This is a genomic window from Mycobacterium deserti (assembly GCF_025345615.1).
In the GTDB taxonomy this organism is placed as follows: Bacteria; Actinomycetota; Actinomycetes; order Mycobacteriales; family Mycobacteriaceae; genus Mycobacterium; species Mycobacterium deserti.
Genome location: NZ_JAODWD010000002.1, coordinates 183,638 through 197,482, shown reverse-complemented (window position 1 = coordinate 197,482; position 13,845 = coordinate 183,638). Strand labels below are relative to the sequence as shown.

The following is a 13,845-nucleotide window of genomic DNA, read 5'->3' as shown; positions in this document are numbered from 1 at the left end:
GTGCCGCCTATGGCGACGGACTTCAACGGCAGGATCGAGCTGGACATCCGGGATTCCGAACCGGATTGGGGGCCGTACGCCGCGCCGACGGCGCCCGACGGCGCCCCCAACGTCCTCTACATCGTCTGGGACGACACCGGCATCGCGACGTGGGACTGCTTCGGAGGGTTGGTCGAGATGCCCACCATGAGCCGCATCGCCGAACGTGGTGTGCGCCTGTCGCAGTTCCACACCACGGCCCTGTGCTCGCCCACCCGCGCTTCTCTGCTGACCGGACGTAACGCGACCACCGTCGGCATGGCCACGATCGAGGAGTTCACCGACGGGTTCCCGGGCTGCAACGGGCGCATCCCCCATGACACGGCCCTACTTTCGGAGGTGCTCGCCGAGCGCGGTTACAACACCTACTGCGTGGGCAAGTGGCACCTCACGCCGCTCGAAGAGTCGAATCTGGCGTCAACAAAGCGGCATTGGCCCCTGTCCCGGGGCTTCGAGCGGTTCTACGGGTTCATGGGCGGCGAGACCGACCAGTGGTATCCCGAACTCGTGTATGACAACCATCCCGTCGCGCCGCCGGGATCACCCGAGGACGGCTACCACCTGTCGAAGGACATCGCCGACAGGACAATCGAATTCATCCGGGACGCCAAGGTGATCGCACCCGACAAGCCGTGGTTCTCCTATGTCTGTCCCGGCGCCGGGCACGCGCCGCACCACGTGTTCAATGAATGGGCCGACCGCTACGCCGGGCGCTTCGACATGGGGTACGAGCGCTACCGCGAGATAGTGCTGGAGAACCAGAAGAAGCTCGGCATCGTCCCGTTCGACACCGAGTTGTCGCCGATCAACCCCTACTCGGATGTGTTGGGTCCCAACGGCGAACCGTGGCCGCACCAGGACACGGTGCGGCCGTGGGATTCGCTCGGCGACGACGAGAAGCGGCTGTTCGCCAGGATGGCGGAGGTCTTCGCCGGGTTCCTGTCCTACACCGACTCGCAACTCGGCCGCGTCCTCGACTACCTGGAGGACTCCGGCCAGTTGGACAACACCATCATCGTGGTGATCAGTGACAACGGCGCCAGTGGTGAGGGCGGTCCGAACGGATCGGTGAACGAGGTCAAGTTCTTCAACGGCTACATCGACACCGCCGAAGACGGGCTCAAGCTGATGAACAACCTCGGCGGTCCCGAGACCTACAACCACTATCCGATCGGTTGGGCGATGGCGTTCAACACGCCCTACAAGCTGTTCAAGCGTTACGCCTCCCACGAGGGCGGCATCGCCGACACCGCAATCATCTCCTGGCCCAGCGGGATTGCCGCCCACGGTGAGGTCCGCGACAACTACGTCAACGTCTGCGACATCACGCCCACGGTGTACGACCTGCTCGATATCGTCCCCCCGGCCACGGTCAAGGGCATAGCCCAGAAGCCGCTCGACGGCGTGAGCTTCAAGCTCGCGCTCGCCGACCCGGCGGTGCAGACGGGCAAGGACACACAGTTCTACGCGATGCTGGGCACCCGCGGCATCTGGCACAACGGATGGTTCGCGAACACCGTCCACGCAGCAACACCGTCGGGCTGGTCGAACTTCGACAAGGACCGGTGGGAGTTGTTCCACATCGCGTCCGACCGCAGCCAGTGCCGCGACGTCGCCGCAGAAAACCCGGACAAACTCGAGGAACTCAAGGCGCTGTGGTTCAGCGAGGCCGAGAAGTACCACGGACTCCCGTTGGCCGACCTCAACATCTTCGAGACGATCGGACGGTGGCGTCCGTACCTCGCCGGTGCCCGGGAGTCGTATTCCTACTACCCGGGGACAGCGGATGTCGGCATGGGAGCGGCTGTGGAGATCCAGGGGCGCTCCTTCGTGGTACTCGCCGACGTCGTCGTCGACACCGCGGGCGCCGAGGGTGTGCTGTTCAAACACGGCGGCGCGCACGGCGGGCACGTGCTGTTCCTCCAGGACACACGACTGCATTACGTCTACAACTTCCTCGGCGAGCAGGAGCAGCACCTGTCGTCGTCGGGCGGTGTGGCGCCCGGCAAGCACACCTTCGGTGTCGCCTTCGTGCGCACGGGCACCGTCGAGGGCACGCACACCCCACTGGGTGATGCGGCGCTCTACATCGACGACGCCGAGGTGGCGAGGTTCGAGGGAATGACCATCCACCCCGGCCCGTTCGGGCTCGCGGGGGCGAGTCTGAGCATCGGACGCAACACCGGCTCGCCGGTGTCACGCGCCTACAGGGCGCCCTTCCCGTTCAGTGGTGGCACCATCGAGCAGGTGAACGTCGACGTCTCGGGCAAGCCCTACGCGGATGTGGAACGCGAGTTCACCCGAGCCTTCGCCAAGGACTGAGATGGTGACCGAACTCGTTGACGTGCCGGGCGGGTCGTTTCGGATGGGGGAGACGCAGTTCTATCCCGAGGAAGCGCCTGCGCACACCGTCCGCGTCGAGACGTTCGCCGTCGAGCGGCACCCGGTCACCAACGCACAGTTCGCCGAATTCATTTCGGAGACGGGCTATCTCACGATCGCCGAGCAGGCGCCGGACCCCGCCCTGTATCCGGGCGCCACGCCGGAGGACCTCGTCCCAGGCGCTCTGGTGTTCCGGCCGACGAACGGCCCGGTCGATCTGCGCGATTGGCGGCAGTGGTGGAGCTGGGTGCCCGGCGCCAGCTGGCGTCACCCGTTCGGACCAGACAGCGGAATCGACGACCGGCTGGACCATCCCGTGGTGCAGGTCGCCTACCCCGACGCCGCGGCCTACGCCCGCTGGGCCGGGCGACGACTGCCGTCGGAGGCCGAATGGGAGTACGCGGCCCGCGGCGGTGCCACCACCACCTACGCATGGGGCGACGACGTCGCACCCGGGGGTGAGCTGATGGCCAACACGTGGCAGGGCCGGTTCCCGTACCGCAACGACGGCGCACGAGGCTGGGTCGGCACCTCGCCCGTCGGCACATTCGCGCCCAATGGATTCGGGCTCGTCGACATGATCGGCAACGTCTGGGAATGGACGACAACCCAGTTCTGGGGGCACCACCGGCTCGAGGGGCCCACGGGCTGCTGCACGCCTGCCGCAACGGCCGACCCCGCCGTGAACCAGGTGCTCAAGGGCGGTTCACATCTGTGCGCACCGGAGTACTGTCGCCGGTACCGTCCCGCGGCCCGGTCGCCGCAGTCGCAGGACAGCGCGACCACCCACATCGGGTTCCGCTGCGTGGCTGACGCTGACCGGGGCTGATGCCCCGGGGTAGAGCTCGACTGATTTGGTTCCCCGCAGGTCGTCACCTAGAATCAAACGGTTGCCTTGGGCAGACCTCGGCCGATTCGCGTGATTCGGCCCCGCGTGCCCTTCGGTGACAGCAAGACCGCGCGCGTCAGGTCGGTATCTGCCGTGCACACATTAACCAGGTCGAGGAGATCGAGTGATTCAGCAGGAATCGCGGCTGAAGGTCGCCGACAACACGGGTGCCAAGGAGATTTTGTGCATCCGCGTGCTCGGTGGCTCGGGTCGGCGCTACGCCGGCATCGGCGATGTCATCGTGGCGACTGTCAAGGACGCCATCCCCGGCGGCAACGTCAAGCGCGGCGATGTCGTCAAGGCGGTCATCGTGCGCACCGTCAAGGAGCGCCGCCGCGCCGACGGCAGTTACATCAAGTTCGACGAGAACGCCGCCGTCATCATCAAGCCCGACAACGACCCGCGTGGCACACGCATCTTCGGCCCGGTCGGCCGCGAACTGCGCGAGAAGCGCTTCATGAAGATCGTCTCGCTCGCTCCGGAGGTGTTGTAGATGAAGGTCCATAAGGGCGACACCGTGCTGGTCATCTCCGGCAAGGACAAGGGCGCCAAAGGCAAGGTGCTCGAGGCCTACCCAACGCGTAACAAAGTGCTGGTCGAGGGTGTGAACCGGATCAAGAAGCACACCGCGGTCTCGCGCAACGAGCGCGGCGCGCAGTCCGGCGGCATCGTCACCCAGGAGGCGCCGATTGCCGTCTCGAACGTGATGGTCGTCGACTCCGACGGCAAGCCCACCCGCATCACGCACCGCAAGGACGACGAGACCGGCAAGAAGGTCCGCATCGCCAAGACCAACGGCAAGGACATCTGAGATGACCACGGCTGAACAGACACAGAAGACACTGCCTCGCCTCAAGCAGCGCTACCGCGAGGAGATCAAGGACTCGCTGCAAAAAGAGTTCGGCTACGCCAACGTCATGCAGATCCCCGGCGTGGTCAAGGTCGTGGTGAACATGGGCGTCGGCGACGCCGCTCGCGATGCGAAGCTGATCAACGGTGCGGTCAACGACCTGGCGCTGATCACCGGCCAGAAGCCCGAGATTCGCAAGGCCCGCAAGTCCATCGCCCAGTTCAAGCTGCGCGAGGGCATGCCGATCGGCGCGCGGGTCACGCTGCGTGGCGACCGGATGTGGGAGTTCCTGGACCGGCTGATTTCCATTGCGCTGCCGCGTATCCGCGACTTCCGCGGTCTGTCGCCCAAGCAGTTCGACGGGACCGGCAACTACACCTTCGGGCTGACCGAGCAGTCGGTGTTCCACGAGATCGACGTGGACTCGATCGACCGGCCCCGAGGCATGGACATCACCGTCGTCACTTCGGCGACGACCGACGACGAAGGACGAGCGCTGTTGCGGGCGCTGGGCTTTCCGTTCAAGGAGAACTGAGCAGATGGCAAAGAAGGCTCTGGTCAACAAGGCCAACAAGAAGCCGAAGTTCAAGGTGCGGGGTTACACCCGCTGCCAGAGGTGCGGTCGCCCGCACGCGGTTTTCCGCAAGTTCGGGCTCTGCCGTATCTGCTTGCGCGAGATGGCGCATGCCGGCGAACTGCCGGGTGTGCAGAAGTCCAGCTGGTAACAGCCCACAACTACAGACCCCATCGAAAAAGGTTGCGGTAGGCCCTGCTCGAGGCTTTCGAGACTGGGAACCGTCGCGAGGAAGGTGAACCGGCTGTCATGACCATGACGGACCCGATTGCAGACTTCTTGACACGTCTGCGCAACGCCAATTCGGCGTATCACGACGAGGTGACCCTGCCGCACTCGAAGATCAAGGCCAACATCGCCGAGATCCTCAAGAGCGAGGGCTACATCTCCGACTACCACACCGAGGACGCCCGCGTGGGCAAAGCTCTTGTGGTGCAGCTGAAATACGGCCCAAGCCGCGAGCGCAGCATCGCTGGACTGCGCAGGGTGTCCAAGCCCGGTTTGCGCGTCTATGCGAAATCCACCAATTTGCCGCGGGTTCTCGGCGGCCTCGGCGTGGCGATCATCTCCACGTCGGCCGGCTTGAGAACCGATCGCCAGGCCGCCCGAGAGGGCGTGGGCGGCGAAGTCCTCGCGTACGTCTGGTGAGGGGGAACTAAAACTATGTCGCGAATTGGAAAGCAGCCGGTCCCGGTTCCTGCCGGGGTCGACGTAACGATCGAAGGCCAGAACGTCTCGGTCAAGGGTCCCAAGGGATCCCTGGCGCTGTCGGTGGCCGAGCCCATCAAGGTGACGCGTGGCGACGACGGCACCATCGTCGTGGTCCGTCCGGACGACGAGCGGCGCAACCGCTCGCTGCACGGGCTGTCACGCACGCTGGTCGCCAACCTCATCACGGGCGTAACCGAGGGGTACACCACGAAGATGGAGATCTTCGGCGTGGGCTACCGCGTGCAGCTCAAGGGTTCGACCCTGGAGTTCGCACTCGGCTACAGCCATCCGGTCGTGGTCAATGCGCCCGAGGGCGTGACGTTCGCGGTGGAGACGCCGACGAAGTTCTCGATCACCGGTATCGACAAGCAGAAGGTCGGCCAGATCGCGGCCAACATCCGCCGCCTGCGTAAGAGCGATCCCTATAAGGGCAAGGGCATTCGCTACGAGGGTGAGCAGATCCGCCGCAAGGTCGGAAAGACAGGTAAGTAGCAATGGCTAGCAGGACTGAGTCGCAGACGCGTAAGAGCGTGGGACAGAACGTTTCCGAGACCAGGCGGATCTCGCGGCTGCGTCGGCACGCGCGGTTGCGTAAGAAGGTCTCCGGCACCGCCGAGCGACCCCGCCTCGTGGTCAACCGTTCGTCGCGGCACATTCACGTGCAGCTGGTGAACGATCTGAACGGAACAACCGTGGCCGCCGCGTCGTCCATCGAGGCCGACGTGCGCGCGGTCGATGGGGACAAGAAGGCCCACAGCGTGCGGGTCGGTCAGCTGATCGCCGAGCGCGCCAAGGCCGCGGGCATCGACGAGGTCGTGTTCGACCGCGGTGGTTACACCTATGGCGGACGGATCGCGGCGCTTGCCGACGCGGCACGCGAAGGCGGGCTGAAGTTCTAATGACTGTTAACGGAAGGACTGCATGATGGCCGAGCAGGCAAACGCCGGCGGCCCCGGAAACACTCAAGACGGCCGCAGCTCGCGGGGTGACCGTGATGGGCGGGGCCGCCGCGACGACCGTGGTGGCCGCGGCCGCGACGGTGGAGACAAGAGCAACTTCCTCGAGCGCGTGGTGGCGATCAACCGCGTCTCCAAGGTGGTCAAGGGTGGTCGCCGGTTCAGCTTCACGGCGTTGGTGATCGTCGGTGATGGGCACGGCATGGTCGGTGTCGGTTACGGCAAGGCCAAGGAAGTTCCCGCCGCGATCGCCAAGGGCGTCGAGGAAGCACGCAAGAACTTCTTCCGGGTTCCGCTGATCGGCGGCACCGTGACCCACCCGGTCCAGGGCGAGGCCGCGGCCGGCGTCGTGATGCTGCGTCCGGCGAGCCCGGGTACCGGTGTGATCGCCGGCGGCGCCTGCCGCGCGGTGCTGGAATGCGCTGGGGTGCACGACGTCCTGGCCAAGTCGCTGGGCAGCGACAACGCGATCAACGTGGTGCACGCCACCGTTGCCGCGCTGAAGATGCTGCAGCGTCCGGAAGAGGTCGCGGCCCGGCGTGGGCTGCCGATCGAGGATGTGGCGCCGCCCAGCATGCTGCGGCAGCGACGGGAAGCCGAGGCGCTCGCCGCGTCGGCGGCGCGTGAAGGAAATGCATAACCATGGCTGAGCTGAAGATCACTCAGGTGCGCAGCACCATCGGTGCGCGCTGGAAGCAGCGCGAATCGCTGCGGACGCTCGGACTGCGCAAGATTCGGCAGTCGGTGGTCCGCGAGGACAACGCGCAGACGCGCGGTCTGATCAACACCGTGCACCACCTCGTAGTGGTAGAGGAGGTCTAACGATGGCGCCCATCAAGCTTCACGATTTGAAGCCGGCTCCCGGCTCGAAGACCGCGAAGACCCGCGTCGGTCGCGGTGACGGGTCGAAGGGTAAGACGGCCGGCCGCGGCACCAAGGGCACCAAAGCCCGCAAGAACGTCCCGGCGATGTTCGAGGGCGGTCAGATGCCGATCCACATGCGGCTTCCCAAGCTCAAGGGCTTCCGCAACCGGTTCCGCACCGAGTACGAGGTCGTCAACGTCGCCCAGATCAACAAGCTGTTCCCCAAGGGTGGCGACGTGGGCGTCGACGAGCTGGTGGCGGCCGGTGCGGTTCGCAAGAACACGCTCGTCAAGGTGCTCGGCGACGGCAAGCTGACCGTCAAGGTCAATGTCACCGCCCACAAGTTCAGCGGCAGCGCGCGCGAGAAGATCAGTGCCGCAGGCGGTTCCGCGACCGAACTTTAGTCGATCACGACCGAGAAAGGCCTCCGCCTCGCTGCGGGGGCCTTTGTCGTCGATCAGGGGTAACGCCGACTACCACGAGCGCGATCTACACTGTGCGTGCCGATCCGAGGAGCTGCAAACATGATCCGCCACTGCATCGCCGTAGCGATGGCTGTCGCCGGTTTCGCCGTGTTCGGCGGCGCCGCGTCCGCCCACGCCCAGACCGATGACGAGCGATTCGTCGACGCGATCACCAAGCTGGGCATCACTGCGGGCCCCGATACGGACATTCCGGCGCTGGGGCAGAACGTGTGCAGCACGTTGACCGACGAGCTGGCGAAGAACGTCAACCCGGTGCCGGTCGTGCGCGGGGTGGTGGCTTCGCTGCAGAACAGCAACTTGACCCGCGAGCAGGCGGTGGGGTTCATGAGGACGTCGGTCGCCGTCTACTGCCCTCAGTACGCGCGCTTCACCGGTCGCTGAGCCGGGTCCGGTCGCGGCCGCGTCGGTAGGCTCGCATCATGGTTGCTTTCCTGCCCGGCATTCCCGGTACCGACGATCTGCGCGCTCTGGCTAGACGGGTCGACACCGCCCGCCATCGCGGGGTCCCGGACGGCTGTGTGCTCGAACTGGACCTCCTGGCTGCGCCGCCGGAGACCGTCGGGTTCGACCCGCTTGCGATGATCTCCAGCGGTGGTCGGCCGCTGATGCTGCGCGAGGCCGTCGCCGCGATTCACCGCGCCGCCGAGGACGACCGAGTGGCCGGGCTGATCGCCAGGGTTCAACTGCCCGCCGCTGCGCCTGCCGTTGTGCAGGAGTTGCGCGACGCCCTCGCCGAGTTCAGTGACGTCAAGCCCACGCTCGCCTGGGCCGAAACCTACCCCGGCACGTTGTCGTACTACCTCGCATCGGTGTTTCGCGAGGTGTGGATGCAGCCGTCCGGCACCGTCGGAATCGTCGGCTTTGCCACCAACGCGTTGTTCCTGCGTGGGGCGCTGGACAAGGCGGGCATCGAGGCCGACTTCATCGCGCGTGGCGAATACAAGTCCGCGGCAAACCTTTTCACCCAGGACAGTTACACCGACGCTCATCGTGAGGCCGACAGTCGCCTGATCGAGAGTCTGCACAGCCAGGTTGTCGCGGCCGTCGCCGCGTCGCGGCACCTCGACCCCGCTGCCGTCAACGCGCTGGCAGACAAGGCGCCATTGCTGCGCGACGAAGCGGTGGACGGCGGGCTCATCGACCGCATCGGCTTTCGCGACGAGGCCTACGCGCGCATCGCCGAACTCACCGGTACGCACGATATCTCGCCTACCGACGCCGATTCGGAGGATGCGCCGCCTCGGCTGTACCTGTCGCGCTACGCGCGCGCCACGGCTCCCAAGCCGACACCGCCGATGCCGTCGATTCCCGGCCGCAAGGCCAAACCTTCGATTGCTGTCGTCACCCTGCACGGACCCATCGTCAGTGGGCGAGGTGGCCCGCAGGGCGTTCCACTCGGCAACTCGAGTGCAGGCGGAGACACCATCGCCGCGGCGCTGCGCGAAGCCGCCGCCAACGACTCGGTGTCGGCGATCGTGCTTCGGGTCGACAGTCCCGGCGGCTCCGTCACCGGATCGGAAACCATTTGGCGCGAGGTCAATCGGGTGCGCGACGGCGGCAAGCCGGTCGTGGCGTCGATGGGGTCGGTTGCGGCCTCCGGCGGGTATTACGTGTCGATGGGCGCCGACGCGATCGTCGCCAACGCCGGAACCATCACCGGCTCCATCGGCGTGGTCACCGGCAAGCTGGTGGCCCGCGACCTCAAAGACCGGCTCGGTGTCGGCTCGGGAACGTTGAAGACCAACGCGAATGCCGATGCGTGGTCGATCAACGAGCCCTTCACCGAGGAGCAACGGGCACACGTGGAGGCCGAGGCCGACTTGTTCTACACCGACTTCGTCGAACGCGTTGCGGTGGGCCGCAAGCTGACTGTGGAGGCGGTCGAGGCGATCGCGCGCGGCCGGGTGTGGACGGGTGCGGATGCCAAGGAGCGCGGACTTGTCGACGAACTCGGCGGGCTGCGCACCGCGATCACCCGCGCGAAGATACTCGCGGGACATGACGCCGACACCGAGGTCCGCCTCGTCGGTTACCCGGGTTCGTCGTTGATGGACCTGTTGCGCCCCAAACCGTCGTCGCAGCCCGCGGCCGCGTCGGTGTCGGAGGCGGTCGGCAGCCTGCTCGGCCGCTCGCTGGCGGACATGTTGAACCACGCCGAACGCTCGCTGACCGGCGTCAGTGCGCTGTGGTTGGGCGACTACCGCTTTTAATCGCGAGAAGAGCGCAGGTAGCCGTAGACCGCGGCGAAGTTCTTGTTGACCTCGTCAGGAATGGGCACGGGGCCACCGAGAGCGCGTGCGCCCCAGACGATCTGGGCGGTCCGCTCGACCAGCGCGGTGACGTGCAGCACTTTGTCAGGTCGCGGTCCCACCGCGACGAGACCGTGGTTGGCGATCAGCGCTGCGGCCCTGCCGTCGAGTGCCTTGACCGCGTTGTGCCCGACGTCCGGTGTGCCGGAGGCGGCATATTCGGCGCAGCGGATGTCGCCGCCGCAGTACACCGCGAATTCGTCGATGACCGCCGGGATCGACTGCTGCGCAACGGCGAACATCGTCGCCCACACCGGGTGGCTGTGAATCACGCTGCCGACGTCGTCGTAGGCGCGATAACACGCAAGGTGCAGCGCCATCTCCGTCGACGGCGCCCGGCCGTCCTTGGCGGCCAGCACGTCGCCGCCCGGGTCGACGAGTACGAGGTCGTCGAGTTGCATGTCGCGGTAGTCGACCGACGACGGCGTGATCACGAGGTTGCCGTCCTTGCGCCGCGCCGATATGTTGCCGGCCGTCCCTTCGACCAGTCCGCGGCCCAACATGTCCTTGGCCGCGGCGAGCACCGCGTCCTCGGCATGGTCGACGAACCTCATCATCTTTCCTGCTCCTCGCGTGCGCCGAAGGTCAGCACCTCCGGGTTGACGACGTTGACGGGTCGGCGCCCGGCCAGAAGCGCCTCGAGGTCATCGGCGACCATTTGCGCCTGGCGGGCCTCAGTGTTCCACGTGGCCCCGCCGAGGTGAGGCGTCAGCACGACGTTCCCCATCCCGATCAACGGGTGATGAGCCGGCAGCCGTTCCCCCACGAAGTGGTCGAGACCCGCGGCGGCGACCTTGCCGCTGCGCAACGCGTCGACGAGCGCGTCGGTGTCATGGAGCGGCGCGCGCGCAGTGTTGAGAAACACCACGCCGTCCCGCATCGCCGCGAACTGCACCGCGCCGATCATCCCGGTGGTGTCGTCGGTGACCGGTGCGTGCAGCGACACGATGTCGGCCTGCGCCAGCAACTCGTCGAGGCTGTGGCGGGCGTCGCCCTGGTACGGGTCGCAGGCGATGACCGTCACGCCGAGTCCCTTCAGTCGCCAGCGCAGGGCACGCCCGACTGCGCCGAGGCCGACCAGTCCCGCCGTGCGACCCGCGACCTCCCACGCCCGGAAGCGTTGGTAGGGCAGCGTGCCGTCGCGAAAAACTTCACCCGCGCGCACGTCCGCGTCGCCGGTCAGGACATGCCGGGTCGCGGCGAACAACAGGGCCAACGTCATTTCGGCGACGCCGTCGGCATTGCGCCCCGGGGTGTGCAGCACCGGGATGGCCGCGGCGGTGGCGCCTGCGACGTCGACGTTGTTGGGATCGCTGCGGGTGGACGCGACGGCGGTCAACGCCAGTTCGAAAACGGGTCCGCTCACCGAATCACTCTCCACAACAAGCACATCAGCGCGTTCGTCGGCAGCCCGCTGTGCCAGCTGTTCGCCGGTGTAAATGCGAAGCGGTTTCTGCTCGATCCACGGGTCGTAGACGACGTCGACGAGCTGACGCAGCTTGTCGTAGCCTGGCCCGCGAAGTGGTGCCGTCACGAGCGCGCGAAGTCGGGCCACGAGTGCCCATGCTCGCGTACGGTGGCGCGCGTGTCAGGCCAACGGGTGACAATCGGCGTCGACATCGGCACGACGTCGGTCAAGGCCTTGGCCGCCGACGAGCACGGGCGGGTGAGCGCGCGGGTCCGCATACCGCATCAGCTGCGGGTGCCCGCCCCCGGTCAGTTCGAGCACGACGCCGACGAGGCATGGCGGCGAGGACCGTTGACGGCGCTGGCTGAGCTGGACCGCTTCGACGCCGCGGCGGTCGCCATCACCGCGATGGTGCCGTCATTGACGGCGGTGGACGACCATGGAAGGCCGATGACGCCGGGTCTGCTCTATGGCGACGCCCGCGGACGCAGGGCATGCGGCACAGACGCGACATTGCTCACCGGAGAGGCCGCGGAGTTCCTGCGCTGGACGGTGGGGCAGGCTCCCGAAGCGCGTGGCTACTGGCCCGCGGCGGCGGTCGCCAACTACGCGCTGGCCGGCGAGGCGGTGATCGACAATGCAACGGCAGGCACGACCTATCCGTTGTTCGACGGCAGCAGTTGGCGCACGGCACCGGACCGGATGCCCCGGGTCGCGGCGCCGGGCTCCGCAGTGGGCGAAATCCGCAGCAGCGGTGCGGTACTCGCGGCAGGATCGGTCGACGCGGTGTGCGAGCAGTTGGTCGCGGGCGCGGACTCTAACGGCGACGTGCTCGTGTTGTGCGGCACCACGTTGATCGTGTGGGCGACCGTTGCCGACTACCGCGAAGTGCCCGGACTGTGGACCGTGCCGCACACCGCGCCGGGCAAGTTCCAGATCGGCGGCCCGAGCAACGCAGGCGGCCTCTTCCTCGGTTGGGTCGACCGCCTCATAGGCAACGCAGCGGCTGAGGTTGATCCACGGCGAGTTCCGGTGTGGTCGCCCTATGTTCGTGGCGAGCGGGCCCCGTTCCATGATCCCGACCGCCACGCCGTGCTCGACGGGCTCGATCTGACTCACGACGCGGCGTCGGTACGGCGGGCCGCCTACGAGGCATCGGGCTTCGTGGTACGTCAACTCGTCGAGATGAGTGGCGCTTCGGCGGCCCGCATAGTGGCCACCGGCGGCGGTGTTCGCGTCGACCCGTGGATGCAGGCCGTTGCCGATGCCACCGGGCTACCGGTGCAGGTGTCGGCGGTTCCCGAAGGAGCGGCGTTGGGTGCGGCATTCCTGGCCCGGATGGCAGCCGGGTGGGAGTCGTCGATCACCGACGCGGCGCGGTGGGCCGCGACCGAGCGCGTCGTCGAACCGGATCCCGCGTGGGCGGGTGCCGTCGCCGACCGCTACAGCCGGTTCCTCGAACTGGCAGAGCAGCGGCGTTAGCGCTTGACCGCGGTCAGATAACTCATGTCGGCGAAGAAGCCGATCGTTTCGTCCTCGGAGAATTCAAATCCGTTCGCGGCGTACGCGTCTGCCATCTTCTGGGTTGTCACGTCCCACCCGTGACCGGTCAGGTATTCGACGACGTCGTTGCGCTCGCCGTGGTAGATGAGCTCACTCATCTCGATGTCGTGGCCGTACTTCTTGAGCCGATCCCGAATCTGTTCAGAGCGTTCGTCGGTGAACATGCTGACGTCTGGGATGTGCTCGGTGGCGACGCGACTTCCCGGCGCGCTGAGCTCGTCGATTCTGTCGAACAGCAGATCCTGTGCCTCGGGCGGCAGGTAGATCAACAGTCCCTCCGCGATCCAGGCGGCGGGTTGGCTCGGATCGAACCCGTTGTCACGCAGCGCCTTCGGCCAGTCATCGCGCAGATCGACCGCGATCGCGCGCCGGTCGGCCTTCGGTTCGGCGCCCAGTTTCGCCAACGTGTCGCTCTTGAATGCGATCACCTCGGGCTGGTCGAGCTCGAAGACGGTCGTGCCGTGCGGCCACGGGAGCCGGTACGCACGCGCATCGAGACCGGCCGCGAGGATCACGGCCTGGCGGATTCCGGCCTCCGCGGCACCGGTGAACAGGTTGTCGAAATGGCGGGTGCGCACGGCCATTCCCTCTGCGGCACGCCGCATGTCGATTCGCGGGTCGATGTCCGCCAGCTCGATATCACCGTCGAGCAGGCGGACAAACAGATCCAATCCGACCGCGCGCACCAGCGGCTCGGCGTGCGGGTCGTCGATCAGATTCTCTCGATGGCTCAGCACGCGCTGCGCGGCCACCATCGTCGCGGTCGAGCCCACGCTGCTCGCAAGATCCCAGCTGTCGTCGTCGGTACGGGCCAC

General features: G+C 66.8%; 18 protein-coding genes. 15 read left to right on the top strand and 3 right to left on the bottom strand.

Annotated elements, in window-relative coordinates:
• The 14 genes from N4S67_RS07115 (at position 1) to sppA (ending at position 9,960) form a co-directional block, all read left to right on the top strand.
• Positions 1-2,361, top strand: coding sequence for an arylsulfatase (locus tag N4S67_RS07115; RefSeq protein WP_260992260.1), 2,361 nt, complete (start codon positions 1-3; stop codon positions 2,359-2,361).
• 1 nt (position 2,362) lies between these two features.
• A complete protein-coding gene (locus N4S67_RS07110; RefSeq protein ID WP_260992259.1) occupies positions 2,363-3,250 on the top strand; it encodes a formylglycine-generating enzyme family protein in 888 nt (295 codons plus the stop codon).
• 184 nt (positions 3,251-3,434) lie between these two features.
• Positions 3,435-3,803, top strand: a complete 369-nt coding sequence (rplN, locus tag N4S67_RS07105; RefSeq protein ID WP_137148880.1) for a 50S ribosomal protein L14 — start codon at positions 3,435-3,437, stop codon at positions 3,801-3,803.
• Positions 3,804-4,121: a 50S ribosomal protein L24 gene (gene rplX / locus N4S67_RS07100; RefSeq protein WP_260992258.1), complete on the top strand. Its 318-nt coding sequence runs from the start codon at positions 3,804-3,806 to the stop codon at positions 4,119-4,121.
• 1 nt (position 4,122) lies between these two features.
• Positions 4,123-4,695 (top strand): 50S ribosomal protein L5, encoded by a 573-nt coding sequence (gene rplE, locus N4S67_RS07095; RefSeq protein ID WP_260992257.1) that lies wholly within the window; start codon positions 4,123-4,125, stop codon positions 4,693-4,695.
• Positions 4,696-4,699: 4 nt separating this feature from the next.
• Complete coding sequence (locus N4S67_RS07090; RefSeq protein WP_011558444.1) at positions 4,700-4,885, top strand: type Z 30S ribosomal protein S14; 186 nt, start codon at positions 4,700-4,702, stop codon at positions 4,883-4,885.
• A gap of 98 nt (positions 4,886-4,983) precedes the next feature.
• A complete protein-coding gene (gene rpsH / locus N4S67_RS07085) occupies positions 4,984-5,382 on the top strand; it encodes a 30S ribosomal protein S8 (RefSeq protein ID WP_260992256.1) in 399 nt (132 codons plus the stop codon).
• 15 nt (positions 5,383-5,397) lie between these two features.
• Positions 5,398-5,937 carry a 50S ribosomal protein L6 gene (gene rplF, locus N4S67_RS07080; RefSeq protein WP_260992255.1) on the top strand — a complete coding sequence of 180 codons (540 nt, stop codon included), beginning with the start codon at positions 5,398-5,400 and terminating at the stop codon, positions 5,935-5,937.
• A 38-nt stretch (positions 5,938-5,975) separates the two neighbouring features.
• Entirely contained in the window at positions 5,976-6,344 is a 369-nt protein-coding gene (gene rplR, locus N4S67_RS07075) for a 50S ribosomal protein L18 (RefSeq protein WP_260993038.1), read from the top strand.
• 25 nt (positions 6,345-6,369) lie between these two features.
• A complete protein-coding gene (gene rpsE, locus N4S67_RS07070) occupies positions 6,370-7,041 on the top strand; it encodes a 30S ribosomal protein S5 (RefSeq protein ID WP_260992254.1) in 672 nt (223 codons plus the stop codon).
• A gap of 2 nt (positions 7,042-7,043) precedes the next feature.
• A complete protein-coding gene (gene rpmD / locus N4S67_RS07065; RefSeq protein WP_260992253.1) occupies positions 7,044-7,223 on the top strand; it encodes a 50S ribosomal protein L30 in 180 nt (59 codons plus the stop codon).
• A 2-nt stretch (positions 7,224-7,225) separates the two neighbouring features.
• A complete protein-coding gene (rplO, locus tag N4S67_RS07060) occupies positions 7,226-7,669 on the top strand; it encodes a 50S ribosomal protein L15 (RefSeq protein ID WP_260992252.1) in 444 nt (147 codons plus the stop codon).
• Positions 7,670-7,789: 120 nt separating this feature from the next.
• Entirely contained in the window at positions 7,790-8,131 is a 342-nt protein-coding gene (locus tag N4S67_RS07055) for a DUF732 domain-containing protein (protein WP_260992251.1), read from the top strand.
• Between the two features lie 38 nt (positions 8,132-8,169).
• On the top strand, positions 8,170-9,960 hold the full coding sequence (sppA, locus tag N4S67_RS07050; protein WP_260992250.1) for a signal peptide peptidase SppA: 1,791 nt from the start codon (positions 8,170-8,172) through the stop codon (positions 9,958-9,960).
• Here sppA and N4S67_RS07045 read toward each other — a convergent pair.
• Together N4S67_RS07045 and N4S67_RS07040 are read right to left on the bottom strand one after the other, a co-directional pair.
• Positions 9,957-10,613 carry an L-fuculose-phosphate aldolase gene (locus tag N4S67_RS07045; protein WP_260993037.1) on the bottom strand — a complete coding sequence of 219 codons (657 nt, stop codon included), beginning with the start codon at positions 10,611-10,613 and terminating at the stop codon, positions 9,957-9,959. The two genes, sppA and N4S67_RS07045, sit on opposite strands and share 4 nt — an antisense overlap.
• Entirely contained in the window at positions 10,613-11,614 is a 1,002-nt protein-coding gene (locus N4S67_RS07040; RefSeq protein WP_260992249.1) for an NAD(P)-dependent oxidoreductase, read from the bottom strand. The genes N4S67_RS07045 and N4S67_RS07040 overlap by 1 nt, the downstream gene beginning before the upstream one ends.
• Before the next feature lie 30 nt (positions 11,615-11,644).
• On the opposite strand from N4S67_RS07040, the gene N4S67_RS07035 reads away from it, so the two are divergent.
• Positions 11,645-12,949, top strand: a complete 1,305-nt coding sequence (locus tag N4S67_RS07035) for a xylulokinase (RefSeq protein WP_260992248.1) — start codon at positions 11,645-11,647, stop codon at positions 12,947-12,949.
• Here the strand turns inward: N4S67_RS07035 and N4S67_RS07030 are convergent.
• Positions 12,946-13,845: a class I SAM-dependent methyltransferase gene (locus N4S67_RS07030; protein ID WP_260992247.1), complete on the bottom strand. Its 900-nt coding sequence runs from the start codon at positions 13,843-13,845 to the stop codon at positions 12,946-12,948. The genes N4S67_RS07035 and N4S67_RS07030 overlap by 4 nt on opposite strands.